Origin of the sequence: Treponema vincentii F0403 (genome assembly GCF_000412995.1) — a bacterium.
Classification (GTDB): Bacteria; Spirochaetota; Spirochaetia; order Treponematales; family Treponemataceae; genus Treponema; species Treponema vincentii.
Window position 1 is genome coordinate 552,213 of sequence record NZ_KE332512.1, and the last position, 13,782, is coordinate 565,994.

Consider the following 13,782-nt stretch of genomic DNA (forward strand, 5'->3'; position numbering starts at 1 on the left):
GGCTGAAAACAGGGTAAAAACAGGGCGCAAAATCATAAAGTTTTGAGGATTTCCGATAAACGATTGAGCATTACGGGGATTAAACCGAAAATAAAAGTATGAGAGTGCTTTTATATGATCAAGATCTGCAAAGAAATAGAAGTCTCCACCGGTATCTTGAAGATGCCAATATACAAGTTGCGGCTGCTTATTGCTTAAAGGATTTTCTTTCAAAGTTTGAAAGCCCATCGCTTAAAATATTACTTATCGAACACAGTAGAATAACGCATTATAATATCAATATTGAGGAATTACTCGATCAGCTCGGCTTAACCTTTACCGTGATTGACTATACCGAAACGGAAACAACCTTTGATTTTTCCGTTCATTATCTATCGTCATATTATTACTATCCGTTCACAACGGAAAAAGATAAAGAACTGATTAAAAAAGTTAAGAAAAGGCTTCGAAAGTATAAGAAACAAAAAGAAAAAAATACACATCACATAGAACCCGAAATCCTCAATGCTCGATATGCAAACGCAAACACCGTTAATCAGATAATGGAATACTTTACGGAGAAACAAAAACAACTAATTACCAAGTTATTAGAAAAACAAGAAGGTATAAGTATAGAAGAAATTATTGAATTATTAAATGCACAAAATGTTAAAAACAGCCAAAACTATGTACAGGCACATATCTATCGGCTTAGAAATAAACTACACCGTCTTCTCGGAAACGATTATATTATCACGTACAAAAAGCATACCTACCAGCTGCTCTGTATTCATAGATAAGCACTATCCGCGGCAGTTATCCGCCTATTCAAACGGGTGCAAAATACTGCCTTACTAACAAAGTTTTTCTGTACAGCAAGGCAGTAAAATAGCGAAAACTACACTATTTCGATAAAACGGCAGCGATGCGCTCGAGTACCTTTTTGCGATCAAGCGGTTTTACGATATAGTTTTTTGCTCCAAGCAGCAGCGATTTCTTTACCAGTTCTTCTTTTCCAAGAGCGCTGATCATAACGACTTTTGCATTTTTATCAAAAGCCATTATCTGTTCAAGAGCTGTAATACCGTCCATTTTAGGCATGGTAATACCCATAGTAACAAGGTCAACGTTCGGACACAACTCTTTATACTTTTCAACGCCCTCAAAACCGTCGACAGCAGTTGCAATAACTTCATAACCTTCGCTGGTTAAAATTTGGCCAATCTGTTTGGAAACAAAAATAGAATCATCTACCACCAGGACTTTATAAGCTGAACCATCAGCCTTTACACCGCCCGGGGCACGTTCGTTAATAGACGGAAAATCTTGTTTAGAAATCATAGCCTACTCCTCTTATGCTCTGTCGCGAATAGCAACGTTTATTTCAACTTTACCTTGCGCCGTTTCCATCGGTACAATCAATGCCTCAATATCGCTGCTGGATATTGACATATTATCACCGGTGAAAAGAGCAGGCGGGGTTAAATCGAATTTAAACCCGAGATCATGCAGTTTTGTTACTGCTTGTGCGGTAATGAGGTTAGCAAGTTCCGTGATTGTCGCACGGCCCAGTTCATCAAATTCGGTGAACTCTTCTTGATTCATCGTCGATGCGATCTTTAATGCCGTTTCAGGTGTCATATCAAAAATAACCCGCCCTTCAACATCACCGGCCAAACCTACAATTGCCGCAACGCCCATCACAGGCATACAAGTAGATTTCAAATACAAGTCACCGCGTTTAACTTCACCGCCGAGCACTTGCACTAAGATATTATAGGCAGCTTCGCTAAACGGATTGATATACTCTACACGCATCAAAATCTCCTTCCGAAAAAAATTAAACGAATAATAACATCCGTTACGGTACGAGGTCCGTTTTCAGTTTTATACAAACTGCGCATGACTGCCGCTTGTCAAACAGCAGCCAGCCCTCTGTTTATCAATAACTGAAAATCTTGAGCGATCTTCAGCTATCCGCTACAAGCTACTCCCGTGAGAAAGTAGTTATATCCCCCATTAGTTGCCGCATCCAACCGCTCTGCTTAGGCATCATTTCATTTGCACCTAAAATAACAATACCGGTTGTTTTCAGCTTGTCTCTAAACTCTTCCAATAATATACTTTGTTTTTCCGGTTTCATAAACGACAATACATCACGCGCAAGAATAATGTCGACATCCGGCACCGTATTTTGGTGCAAACAATCATGGTATTCAAACAAGATCATATCTTTTATTTCTTGATTAAAACTATATGAATCATTGACACCCTTCACCAAATACGGTTTAAATCTATTGATTACCTGATCTTCAGGAACAGTTAGCATCGGTGCATTTGAAATAGCTAATAGATCGGCATCATTTGCATAAATTCTAATAGCAGATCGGGGATATTTTTGCTTTAGTAAGACTGCAAGGCTGTATGTTTCATATCCCGCATCACATCCGACATTCCAAACAGTAATAATTTTAGCATCATTGTCGGGTAAGGCCGCCAATACCGTATTCATATACCCATCAGACCAAAAACGATGTGTGTCCGGTGAAAGAAAATTACTCAAAAACTCCCGTGCTTGATCTTCCGATTGTATCTGAATACTGGAAGCAACACGCATATCCCGCCATTCGTAATACCGTTTTTCCAACCATGCATTATTGACGGGAGAAGCATAGAATTGACCAAGAGCAGCGAGCGTATCACCGATAAAGCGGATATCAAGCGCGTCATTTGATTGAGTAACATCCGACACGACAGCCTTTGTAACAGTATCAGCAGCAGCCGGTACAGCTTCTTCTTCGACAACTACCGGCTTAGCATCCGTCACGGTACGGGCAGCAAAAATACGATCAACATCCAATAAAATATATAACTGTCCGGCATTTTCTACTACGCCGTAAATATACTTAATATTTATATCACCAAAAATAGGATGCGGCGGTTGAATAGTGTTTTTTGAAACCCCAACTACTTTATCAATTCGGTCGACAACAATACCGAAAGTTTGATCGTCAACATTGATGATGACCATACTTTCAATAGTATCTTTTGCACGCTGCTTAATCGGAATATTGAAGAAAATACGCAAATCGATAATGGGGATAATATCGCCGCGAAGGTTATACACGCCAAGTACAAACGGCGCCGTATTCGGAACATACGTAAAGTTATTCGCTTTTGCGATCTCCTTTACTTTCATAATATCGATTGCGTAATCTTTTTCTGCAAGAGAAAAAGTTATCATTTTAAAGTCGATAATCGAAACATGTTCGCTGACATATTCCTCTTGCATCTCTTCATTTACGCTTGTATTCAACTCGGTTCTTTCCATAGTTATCTAATCCCCTTTTACCAGATGGAAGCCTCGCGCCGTTCACGGGCATGCATTTCCTGTTTTAACCCCAAATCAAGTAATTGCCCGACATCAATAATCAATGAAACGGATCCGTCTCCTAAAATTGAAGCACCGGCAATTCCCGGAGAATTTGTAAACTGATCTTTCAAGGGCTTGATAACGACATCTTCCTCACCGATAAGACTGTCGACCATCAGTCCAACTTTCTTTTCAGCTGTTCCGACAATAACGATATAATGATGCCCGTCATCACCTTTTTCCGCAGAAGGAACACCGAACAATCTATTCAGACGCAACAAGCTGATCACCTCGTCGCGCACATTAAACACTTCATAACTGTCAATGCGGTTAATTTCTTCGCTGCGCACACGATGACTTTCAATAACTGAAGTAATCGGGATAGAATACACTTCTTCACCGACGCGTATCAGCAAGCCTTGAATAATTGCAAGCGTCAGCGGCAGTTTTATTGTAAAACGGGTTCCTCTGTTTCTTTCAGACACAACCGTGACGGTTCCATTCAGTTTTTCGATATGGGTCTTAACGACATCCAATCCGACACCTCGACCCGAAACACTGGAAATTGTCTTTGAAGTCGAAAAGCCCGGTGCAAAGATCAGCTGATACGCTTCGACATCGGTGAGGTTTTTTCCCGGATGTAAAAGGCCTCGTTCAACGGCCTTCGCTTTGACGGCGTCAATATCGATACCCCTACCGTCATCGGCAACTTCAATAACAATCATATTGCCTTCATTGCTTGCTTTAAGAAGAAGCGTTCCTTGTTCGGATTTACCCAAGGCTTTTCGGTCTTCCGGAGTTTCAATACCGTGATCCATCGAATTACGCACACAGTGCATGATAGGATCAAGGAGGTCCTCGACAACGGACTTATCCAACTCGGTGTCTTCACCTTCGATAACAAGCTGAATGTTCTTATTTAAAGTTTTGGAAAGGTCGCGAACTACGCGGGGGAAACGGCTGAAAATCTGGCTAATAGGCACCATACGGATTTTCATAACCCCTTCCTGCAATTCACCGGAAATACGCCCTAAATTCTGTGCGGAAGAGCGGAATTTTGTAACCGAATACTTCATCGAGGTTTCAAACTGACTAAAAAGTTCAAACATACCGGCATAATCCGCCGAAAGTTCTTTCTTAACGGTATTTAAATCCGCACCCTGCTGAAGTTTTTCAAGATATGTGGGGAACTTATCCAAAAGCTTGCGGATTCGGTCTTTATACTCACCGTTAGCATTTTGGAAAAGTGCATACAGCTCATTAAATTCCATCGCACTCTGGTTAAGGGATGCTTTAGTGATAACCGTTTCGCTGACCAAGTTAAGCAGATAGTCAATTCGTTTTGCATCAACACGCAGCACTGAACCGGAAGACGAATGACCGGTATTCGCAGCTGCGGCAGGCGGGCGTTTCGGATGTCCGGCATCACCGGATGCAGCAGGCTGCGGTGCATCCGGCTGCGCCGCTTCTTCTTTCGGTTCTGCATCGGCTGCGGCAGGCTGAGCTGCGGCTGCCTGTGCAGCGGGCTGCTCCGGCTTGACATCTTTTGTTTTTGAGGCATCCCCTTCAGCACTGAAGGTCAGCTCATCGATGGAGGCGCTCAATGTTACATCGGGAATATTTGCAATCGACAGCAGACTGCTTTCACTCGCAGATGAAGCAACATAATAGAGAACTTCAGGGTGAAATTCATCTTCATAAAGTGCGTCAAAATCGGGAACAGTCTTAAGCACCATTGCAGACTGTTTTAATGCGGCAAACACCTGAATTCCACCGACGGTATTCATTAAACTTGATTCATCAAATTTGACACGAATAGCGTATACTTTATTATCGGCAGGGACGGCTTCGCGCAGTTCCAATATTTCATATTCGGAAAGCAAGGATGCCGGATCGACAGCATTCTCATCACCGGAAGATGAAACCTTTGCTTGCGGCTGTTCTACCGGTGCAGCAGCAGGTTTCGACTGCGGTGCTTTTGCAGCAGTTTTTTTGTTATCTTTCTTTTCCGGTATATTAGACCGCAAGCGGGCAACGGTTGCGGAAACATCTTCTTTATACACATCACCGTTAGCTCGTGCATCAAGCATTGCTTTAATGATATCCAAAGAATACAGTAAAAGATCAATAGTATCTTCGGTAACTGTAACCTTATTTGACCGGATAGCGTCAAGCAAATCTTCTACGGCATGAGTGAAACCGGATAATTCACTCATTTCAACAGTTGCAGAACCGCCTTTTAACGTATGAGCAGCTCGGAAAATTTCATCAATAGCCTCTTTATTAGTAGGATCCTGTTCGATAACAAGGATATTACTTTCCAATTGTTCTACTTGCTGTTCTGCTTCACTAAAAAAGTCTTTCAATAATTCTTCATTATTGATATCCAGATAATCACTCATACCAATTATATTAATTGCTTTTTGAGATTAGTCAAGGTCTCGCATACGAATTTTATAGTAATTAGCTTTTATCGTTATTAAGAAGATTGATAAAATGTCTGATAAGTTAAGAGGAGTTGCTATAAAAGCGTACCGATTAGTACCCGATACGCTTTTATTCATAGCATTTTTACTTTAAAAACTTACAGTACTTTTCACGGTATTCTTTAACTTCCGCAATAATTGCAGGAACATCAAGAACCATTTCCATCATACTGATCTGTTCTTCATAGACCTTAGGATCTATTTGATTTTTGATTTCCGGTTCAACCACATGATAACACAAAAGTCCCAACGAGACTCCTGCCAACGGACCTGCAAAAGTAGGATCACCGTTTGTAACGGTTTCACAGGCAAGACCTGAGGATTCAGCTTCGGCACCGCCGAGAAGCACTACCGTGTTCTCGCAACCGTACTTTTCAGCTAAATTTTTAACCCGCTTTTGGTTTTCCAAGTCCATTGCGCCTGCGCTTGTTCAGACGAAGCATTCGGTTGCCGCATAAACAACTTCAGCGCCCGCCGTTTCAGCACAAAGCTTTATGGCTTCCCCGGGAATGCCGTCGCGGTCACCGATGATGATGACCTTTTTGCCTTTTAATTCCATAGCATACCCTCCAAGGAAATTATAGAGATCTCTAAAAACCGGATCGGATCTTTAGAGATCTCCCTATATCAGGGGATACTCCCCGATACTTCACTATCAAAATACCCTAGTGCAATGCAACAGGATATTGGACATCCCACGTCAATGAACAGATCTAAAATTCTTACAGATATTTTTGAAGTGTATCTTCAATCTGTTTGGCGTTCAGACCTTCGCCGGTCAGGTGTTCTTTTTTTTCTCCGTCAACATAGATTAAAATTGAAGGAAGACCGAGCACCTGTTCCTTCATTGCTACTCTGCGTCCAAGTCCGATATCAAATGAGCAGAATTTTACCTTTCCCGTATAACGGTCTGCCATTGCATGGACATCAGGCATCAACTGCTTACACGGTACACAAGACTGAGACCAGAAATCCACCAAGGTAACACCCTTGGAACCATGAACTTCTTGTTCAAATGAATCTTTTGTTAATTCAACCATTTTTAGTCCTCCTATATATGAGTCCCGCCGAACAATGCTGTCAAGCGGCTATCTTATCATTATTTAGAAAGCTTTTGACGTGCTTTTATGTCATCAATATAGTTACCAGCCCAAATTCCGGCTAATGCTCCGTCTGCTGCTGCAGTAACCACCTGCCGGGATTCTTTACGGATCACATCGCCTGCGGCATAAATACCGGGCACATTGGTTTCCATCCGTCCGTTGGTAATAATATAACCCGCTTCATCAAGTTTTACCAGGTCTTTTACCAGTTCGGTCTGAGGATCATGCCCGATAAATACGAACAATCCCTCGGTCTTAAAATCTGAAATTTCTCCGGTTTTCGTATCCCGCAGTTTAAGGTGCGAAACGAGCCCGTCGCCGCATACTTCGTCTACTACGGCATTCCATTTAAAGGCCATCTTAGGATTGGCAAACGCTTTTTCCTGAATAGATTTGGCAGCCCGCAACTCATCGCGGCGGTGGATAATTGTTACCTTATCGGCAAACTTTGTCAGATACATTGCTTCTTCAACGGCAGCATCTCCGCCGCCGACAACAGCGATCTCACATTCTTCAAAGAAAGCGCCGTCGCATGTAGCGCAATACGAAACGCCTTTTCCGCTGAATTCTTTTTCACCTTTACAGCCGAGTGTTCGAGCTCCCGCGCCCGTTGCAATCAAAACCGCAAGCCCTTCATAGTCGGTTCCGTTGGTTCCATGTACAATATAATGAAGAGAATCACTACTCTTTTCAAGTTTTTCCGCACCCGTATTCACAAAGACGACACCGAACTTTTCGGCATGCTTATGGAAAGCCTCGCTAAGAGACGGACCGGTTGCTTCAGGAAAGCCCGGGTAATTCTCAATTTCTTCGGTAATATAGCATTGACCGCCTGTATTCCGCTTTTGTTCCAAGACAACGGTCTTTAATTTTGAACGTGCTGCATAAATTCCAGCTGCCATTCCCGCAGGACCGCCGCCAACAATTATCAAATCATACTTTTCGATCATTTGTTCCCCCGTTATTCGAATAAATTACCACAAAAAATATCTTTTGGCTAGGTGCAATCGACACCCTCGACGCAGAGCGTCGGGGTATGTTGATTTACCGATAGCTTTACCGTTCCGGCGGTTATTCTTTTACCGCTCCGGCGGCAAGGGACTTGAGCAGGAATTTCTGCCCTGCCATAAACAGCAGCGTAAAAGGCACTGCTACGAGCAGCGCTCCGGCGGCAAACATCGTAAAGTTGTCGTTTGCGCGGCCGTTAATCAGCTCGAAAAGGCCGAGCGCCAAGGTCTTTTTATCATCGCTGCGCAAAATAAGGCGCGGGAAGATAAAGTCCATCCACGGTGCGGTAAAGCTGGTAAGCGCAAGGAACATAATCATCGGCTTTACCATCGGCAGTACGATTTTCACGTAGGTGGTAAACGAACCGGCGCCGTCGACATGGGCGGCTTCTTCAACGCTTTTCGGTACCGTATCAAAATAGCCTTTCATCAGCCATACGTTAAAGGGCACACTGCCCGCCGCATATACCAAAAGGAGCCCCCAATGGGTATTTAAGCCGTTTATCTTCCATAGCAGCACATACGTTGCAACCATTCCGATAAAACTTGGGAACATCTGCAGCACAATCATAGAAGCGAGCAGCGGCTTTCGCAGCGGGAACCTAAAACGGGAAAAGATATAGGCGGCGGTTACGCAGACAGCCAAGGTCAAAAGAACATTGAACACCGCAATTTTGAGGGTATTGCCGTACCATTTAACATAGTTGGTGCCGCGCACATCGGTTGTGCCTTCGACGATTTTTTGTCCGCGGGTGTTAAAAGCCGTTTGAACTGATACACCGACGGTTCCTTGGGAATAGGAGAAATGCTTGTTGCCGCCAACGAATTGGTCTTGGTAAACGCCGCGCCGACGGTAAAGGCAACGGGATAGAGGACAAAGAGCACCGTCGAAATAAGGACGGTATATAGGATAATCAGCACCAGTATGGTACTCAGAGAATGCTTTTTCATTACAGTTCTCCTTCTTTAAACGCCTTGGTATGCGTAAAATTATAGACTGCGAACGGCACCAGCACGACAAACACGAGGATGGAAAGTACCGAGGCAAGGTTGTACAAAGTCGGCGTATCATACGTAAGTTTATAAATCCACGAAATCAACAGGTCGGTTGCACCCGCCTTTGTCTGAATACTGTCGTCAAGATTCGGACCGCCGGCAGTAAGGAAAAATACCGCACCGAAGTTGTTGATATTGGCGGCAAACTGCATAATGAGAATAGGCATCGTTTGGAACAGCACCAGCGGGAGTGTGATGCGGAAGAACTGCTGCATCTTATTCGCGCCGTCGATGGTTGCCGCCTCATAAATATCCGCAGGGATGGCCGTCATATTGCTGGTAATCAATATCATACTATACGGAAAACCGATCCAAATATTGACCAACAGCATCGTAATCTTTGCCATAAACGGGTCGGAAAGCCACTTAATCGGTTCACTCAAAAGACCGAACTGCATCAGCGAGCGGTTGATGGGGCCGAATGTTCCGTTTAAAAGGTTCGCCCAAATGAACAAACTCAGCATAACCGGAATGGCGTACGGCAGGATAAACACGGTTCGGAAGAATTTCGGCAGCTTGATGCGCTTGTCGACAAGGATAACTGCGAATATCATACCGGTAAAATAACAGGTTGTGGTTGCAAAGAACGCCCAGATAACCGTCCACAGAGCGACGCGCCCGAAGGCGGAGAACCAGCTGTTTGCCATCTTTGAATTAAACATCGTGATAAAGTTTTCAAAACCGACCCAGTCGACAAGGTTGTTCGGCGGAATGTGCTTGGGTGATGAATAATTCGTAAAGGCAACCAGCGCCGAAAAGATGAGCGGCAAAACAGTGAAAAACAGCATCAACAGGATCGCAGGACTCAGTCCGAGATACGGAAACGCCGATTCGACAAACTTCTTGCGGGCTTCCGCCGCGGACGGATAACGCTGCTTTTCCACGATATAGGCCGCCGTTTTTTTGGCAGTGATCACGTTCGCAACATACACGCCGATAAACACGACGAGCAGCAATACGGTGATAAGGCCGCCGATCATCATGAAGATGGAATGATCCTTCATCTTGATGGGGACATTCGGTTTTTCATCTCCGAGTGTGATAAGGCCGATCAGACTCCGCACGATAGGGCCTTTTCCATTGAACTGCATAACCGTCTGATCAAAAAAGATCAAAAATAAGACCGCCAATTCCATCAAAGCGAAAAAGGCGCCGCGCACGTATTGCTTTAAATAGAGGATCTGACCGAGCCCCATAAAGCATGTCGATGCGGTTGACGTCTTTTTGATAATTGATTTGTCGATAACGGCGGCGCCTTGTAAGGTCGTTGTAGCCATTAAAACTCCTCCTATAAAAACTTTTGCAGGATGTTTAAACATCCGAAAAAGTTTTTAGTCGTGCGCATGTCCTGCAACGAGGAGCTTTGTTCCGAAGTTCAGGACGTCGCACCCGTAAATAATCGAGTTTGCACCGCAAACTTTACCGCCACGGATGGCGGTGGTTATAACAGAAGCGATATTTTGGCATTGCCAAAATTCGCCATCAACCGATGTACACGGAAGTTCATCGGTTGATGAGGTGTTCAAAAAAGATAAAGCCGCCGGGCTGTACCGTTTTATCCCTGCAGCGCAGGGAGAGGTATACCCGTGCCTTTTCATCTATTATCTGTGCGATTGATACCGGAGCCGTACCGCAATTGAGAATGAGGTCTATGCTCCGCGTAATCGGCATTTCCGCGCTTTCAACGGTCTCCGTAGTTTCCGCGGGTTCTACCATTTCGGCATACTTTTGCAAATGAATAATTCTATTCGGTTCGCTTTCGGTAAGCGGCACGTCATGCAGATATGAGTAACCGGAAGCGGTCATTGCCGGATGCGTATGGCGCAAAGCAATCAACTGCCGCATCATGCTTATCGGTTCGGCGTATTCACCTGCTTCGATAGCCTGCCACGGCATACAGCGGCGGCAATCGGGATCATGTCCGCCTGCAAGCAAAACCTCGCTGCCGTAATAGATACACGGCGAACCGGGCAGGCTCAACAGCAGGGCGTATTGCTGCCATACGGCGGACACATCGCCGCCGTTGCGGGTAAAAAGGCGCGGCGTATCATGGGAGTCCAGCAAATTAAACAGGCCTACGGTAACCGGTTCGGGATAGGCCGTAAAAACAGCGTTTATGTCCTGCTCCAAAGTCAGGGCAGGCAGCGTTTTATCGTAAAAGAATTTCCAAAAGCACAGCGCGAGCGGATAATTCATTACCGAGTCCAACTCGCCGCCGCGCAGCCACGGCAAGGCACTGCGCCATATTTCTCCGAGCAGGTAAAAGTCTTTTTTAAGACTGCGCATCCGCCGATAAAGCTGCCTGCAAAATGTGTGCGAAAGCTCATTCGCAACATCAAGCCGGAGCCCGTCAATATCATAACTGCGCACCCATGTTTCGCATACGTTCAGCAGATAATCGACGACGGCAGGATTATTGGTATTCAGCTTCGGCATCGTATCGACATACGCAAAAACGCTGTATCGTCCGCTCTTTCCATTTGTACCGGACGGTCGGCTTCGGCTCGCGGCGTTTTCACATTCCGGTTCCACAGCAGTTTCAAACGGCCATTCTTGTACGATAAACCAATCGAAATACGGCGAGGCTTTTCCGTTGCGAACGACATCCTGCCACAGTGCAAAGTCCCAGCCGCAGTGGTTAAAGACGCCGTCCAGCATCACTTTTATACCGCGTGCATGGGCTTCCTTTACCAGCGTATGCAGATCATCTGCGCTGCCGAATGCGGGATCGATATTCAGATAATCGGATGTGTCATACTTATGGACACTCGGCGAAGCATTAACCGGATTAAGATATAAGCCGGTAATGTTCAAATCGGCAAGATAGTCGAGCTTTTCGATAATACCCCGAAGCGTACCGCCATAGTGTTCATTGTTGGTAACGGCATCCTCGGCAGCAGGCCACGGCAGAGCATTCGGTTTCTGCGAGGCGGTATCCCTGCAAAACCGATCGGGAAAAATTTGATACCACACTGTGTGGGGTACCCAATCCGGTACGCGGACGCATTCGGCGCCGTCCAGCCACGGAAACTCAAAACCGGGAAAATTACCGGTTATTCGGCGCAGCGTAACAAGCTCATCTGCCGTGTAAAACCCGTTTTCCAGACAGTAGCGGACATCGCCTTCATCTTGACCGTGCAGTTCAAAGCAGTATTTACACCGTCCACAAGGAAGCGTAACCGTTACCTGCCACCATGTGTGATACGGAAGATCTTTTTTGCGGGTGATTTCCTGCCGTTTGCCTTCCCACGCCCAGCCGTCCGGTGTTACCGAACCGTCGAACGGATCTCCGTATACAATAAATACACGCCGTATGTCGCTGCCGGTTTTAAGGCTGATCATAAGTTCATTTTCATTGAGCGGATAACAAAAATTATCCGTACTGCGATGTTCTATTGCCGAAAACTGCATACCAAGCACCTATATCCAAGGAAACTGTCCAAAAACTGTTTCGCAATTCGCTTTAGCGGATATAACGAATAATTTCCTTACAGAAAAAGTCGATAGGCTTTCAGTTTTTGGACAGCCCCATGTCCTATTGTATCGACTCCATTGTAGCGGCAGCGGCATTCAGTTTTTCCGTAACATTGCCGCCGTCCCAGATATTCGTAAAAGTTGCATTCATTGCAGACCAGTATTTGCCCATTTCGGGAATGGTGGGCATCGGTGTTGCGTATTGCGCCTGCGCTAAAATACCTTGGCTTAACGGATCGCTGATGGTGATATCGGAGCGGGGCGGAATTTGCTTGGTCATTTCATACCGTTTTTTCAATATCGGCTTTGAAGTAAGGAATTTTGCAAAGTCTTGCGCTTCCGCCGGATGATCACTGTAAGCGCTGACAAAGGCCATGCGAAGACCGGAGAACGATGCCGGAGGTTTGGTCATACCGGGAAATACCGGAATGGGTGCAATACCGTAGTTAAGGCCTGTTTTTGAAAAATCTGAGATCTTCCACGGGCCGGTAATAATCATCGCAGCTTTACCTTCCGTAAACGAGGAATTGCAGAAATCGTCGGTAATGTCACCTGATGGAACATCGAGCATCTTCTTGCGCAGGCTCTGGAAATAGGTTAAGCCGGTAATAGCATTGGGGCTATTGATGTTGTGCTGCTTGGGATCATCGCCGTTCGGACCAAAAAGCGGTGCGCCGAAGCCGCTCATAAAAATATAGTTAAAGTATGCGTTTCCGACACCCCAGACCAGCGCATATTTATTTTGAGCTTTATCGTTCCACGTCTTTGCAAACGATTCCATCTCTTCCCATGTTTTGGGAGCTTCCGGCAAAAGGTCTTTATTATAGAACAATGCGTAGGTTTCGATTGCAAGCGGATACCCGTAGTTTTTTCCCTCATACGCGGCGGATGTCAATGCAGCGGGGATAAAGTTGTCGAGGACTGACGCATCGTCAAAGGGGAGAATATGACCGCCTGCGACAAGGGCGCCGATATGATCGTGCGGTGCAACAAAGATATCTGCGCCGACACCTGCAGGGCCGTCCATTTCAATCTTTGTGCGCGCATCGGTCGACTGAACCGGTTCATACACAAAGGATACGTTCGGATGCGTTTTCTTGTATTCTTCCGCAGCGAACAACATAAAATCTTTTTCGGGGCCTTCGGATTCCCATATTTTAACGGTAACCGTTTCACCCTTCATATCGCCGGCTTTATCGTCCTTTCTCTCGGAACCTCCACCGCAGCTCGTAAGAGCAAGGAGAAGCACCAATGATACACAGGCAGAAAACCCTATCATTGCTTTTTTCATATAACACCTCCAG

14 protein-coding genes are annotated in these 13,782 nt (G+C 45.2%); 1 reads left to right on the forward strand and 13 read right to left on the reverse strand.

The window, feature by feature from the left end; all coding sequences use genetic code 11:
• Positions 1-98 precede the first annotated feature (98 nt).
• Positions 99-779 carry a helix-turn-helix domain-containing protein gene (locus HMPREF1222_RS02490; RefSeq protein ID WP_016518070.1) on the forward strand — a complete coding sequence of 227 codons (681 nt, stop codon included), beginning with the start codon at positions 99-101 and terminating at the stop codon, positions 777-779.
• Positions 780-882: 103 nt separating this feature from the next.
• Here HMPREF1222_RS02490 and HMPREF1222_RS02495 read toward each other — a convergent pair whose 3' ends face one another.
• The 13 genes from HMPREF1222_RS02495 to HMPREF1222_RS02550 form a co-directional block, all read right to left on the reverse strand.
• Positions 883-1,320 (reverse strand): response regulator, encoded by a 438-nt coding sequence (locus HMPREF1222_RS02495; RefSeq protein ID WP_016518071.1) that lies wholly within the window; start codon positions 1,318-1,320, stop codon positions 883-885.
• 12 nt (positions 1,321-1,332) lie between these two features.
• Positions 1,333-1,797, reverse strand: coding sequence for a chemotaxis protein CheX (locus HMPREF1222_RS02500; RefSeq protein WP_006188200.1), 465 nt, complete (start codon positions 1,795-1,797; stop codon positions 1,333-1,335).
• A 169-nt stretch (positions 1,798-1,966) separates the two neighbouring features.
• Complete coding sequence (locus HMPREF1222_RS02505; RefSeq protein ID WP_016518072.1) at positions 1,967-3,310, reverse strand: CheR family methyltransferase; 1,344 nt, start codon at positions 3,308-3,310, stop codon at positions 1,967-1,969.
• 17 nt (positions 3,311-3,327) lie between these two features.
• Positions 3,328-5,754 carry a chemotaxis protein CheA gene (locus HMPREF1222_RS02510; protein WP_016518073.1) on the reverse strand — a complete coding sequence of 809 codons (2,427 nt, stop codon included), beginning with the start codon at positions 5,752-5,754 and terminating at the stop codon, positions 3,328-3,330.
• A gap of 169 nt (positions 5,755-5,923) precedes the next feature.
• Complete coding sequence (gene grdA, locus HMPREF1222_RS02515; protein WP_081636870.1) at positions 5,924-6,397, reverse strand: glycine/sarcosine/betaine reductase complex selenoprotein A; 474 nt, start codon at positions 6,395-6,397, stop codon at positions 5,924-5,926.
• Between the two features lie 163 nt (positions 6,398-6,560).
• Positions 6,561-6,878, reverse strand: a complete 318-nt coding sequence (gene trxA / locus HMPREF1222_RS02525) for a thioredoxin TrxA (protein WP_016518075.1) — start codon at positions 6,876-6,878, stop codon at positions 6,561-6,563.
• Positions 6,879-6,937: 59 nt separating this feature from the next.
• Entirely contained in the window at positions 6,938-7,891 is a 954-nt protein-coding gene (gene trxB / locus HMPREF1222_RS02530) for a thioredoxin-disulfide reductase (RefSeq protein ID WP_016518076.1), read from the reverse strand.
• Between the two features lie 121 nt (positions 7,892-8,012).
• On the reverse strand, positions 8,013-8,666 hold the full coding sequence (locus HMPREF1222_RS02535; RefSeq protein ID WP_244870101.1) for a sugar ABC transporter permease: 654 nt from the start codon (positions 8,664-8,666) through the stop codon (positions 8,013-8,015).
• Positions 8,597-8,899 carry an ABC transporter permease family protein gene (locus HMPREF1222_RS13085; RefSeq protein ID WP_016518078.1) on the reverse strand — a complete coding sequence of 101 codons (303 nt, stop codon included), beginning with the start codon at positions 8,897-8,899 and terminating at the stop codon, positions 8,597-8,599. The genes HMPREF1222_RS02535 and HMPREF1222_RS13085 overlap by 70 nt, the downstream gene beginning before the upstream one ends.
• Positions 8,899-10,281, reverse strand: a complete 1,383-nt coding sequence (locus tag HMPREF1222_RS02540) for a carbohydrate ABC transporter permease (protein WP_016518079.1) — start codon at positions 10,279-10,281, stop codon at positions 8,899-8,901. The genes HMPREF1222_RS13085 and HMPREF1222_RS02540 overlap by 1 nt, the downstream gene beginning before the upstream one ends.
• A gap of 54 nt (positions 10,282-10,335) precedes the next feature.
• Positions 10,336-10,530, reverse strand: coding sequence for a hypothetical protein (locus tag HMPREF1222_RS12700; protein ID WP_155997543.1), 195 nt, complete (start codon positions 10,528-10,530; stop codon positions 10,336-10,338).
• The gene (locus HMPREF1222_RS02545; RefSeq protein WP_016518080.1) at positions 10,508-12,415 is read right to left on the reverse strand and encodes a glycoside hydrolase family 13 protein; all 1,908 of its coding nucleotides are present in this window, start codon (positions 12,413-12,415) and stop codon (positions 10,508-10,510) included. The genes HMPREF1222_RS12700 and HMPREF1222_RS02545 overlap by 23 nt, the downstream gene beginning before the upstream one ends.
• Before the next feature lie 124 nt (positions 12,416-12,539).
• Positions 12,540-13,769, reverse strand: coding sequence for a sugar ABC transporter substrate-binding protein (locus HMPREF1222_RS02550; RefSeq protein ID WP_016518081.1), 1,230 nt, complete (start codon positions 13,767-13,769; stop codon positions 12,540-12,542).
• Between the last annotated feature and the right edge of the window lie 13 nt (positions 13,770-13,782).

Coding starts and splice junctions, on each gene's coding strand:
- HMPREF1222_RS02490 (WP_016518070.1), top strand. CDS start 99: ATGAGAGTGCTTTTATATGATCAAGATCTGCAAAGAAATAGAAGTCTC.
- HMPREF1222_RS02495 (WP_016518071.1), bottom strand. CDS start 1,320: ATGATTTCTAAACAAGATTTTCCGTCTATTAACGAACGTGCCCCGGGC.
- HMPREF1222_RS02500 (WP_006188200.1), bottom strand. CDS start 1,797: ATGCGTGTAGAGTATATCAATCCGTTTAGCGAAGCTGCCTATAATATC.
- HMPREF1222_RS02505 (WP_016518072.1), bottom strand. CDS start 3,310: ATGGAAAGAACCGAGTTGAATACAAGCGTAAATGAAGAGATGCAAGAG.
- HMPREF1222_RS02510 (WP_016518073.1), bottom strand. CDS start 5,754: ATGAGTGATTATCTGGATATCAATAATGAAGAATTATTGAAAGACTTT.
- trxA (WP_016518075.1), bottom strand. CDS start 6,878: ATGGTTGAATTAACAAAAGATTCATTTGAACAAGAAGTTCATGGTTCC.
- trxB (WP_016518076.1), bottom strand. CDS start 7,891: ATGATCGAAAAGTATGATTTGATAATTGTTGGCGGCGGTCCTGCGGGA.
- HMPREF1222_RS13085 (WP_016518078.1), bottom strand. CDS start 8,899: ATGAAAAAGCATTCTCTGAGTACCATACTGGTGCTGATTATCCTATAT.
- HMPREF1222_RS02540 (WP_016518079.1), bottom strand. CDS start 10,281: ATGGCTACAACGACCTTACAAGGCGCCGCCGTTATCGACAAATCAATT.
- HMPREF1222_RS02545 (WP_016518080.1), bottom strand. CDS start 12,415: ATGCAGTTTTCGGCAATAGAACATCGCAGTACGGATAATTTTTGTTAT.
- HMPREF1222_RS02550 (WP_016518081.1), bottom strand. CDS start 13,769: ATGAAAAAAGCAATGATAGGGTTTTCTGCCTGTGTATCATTGGTGCTT.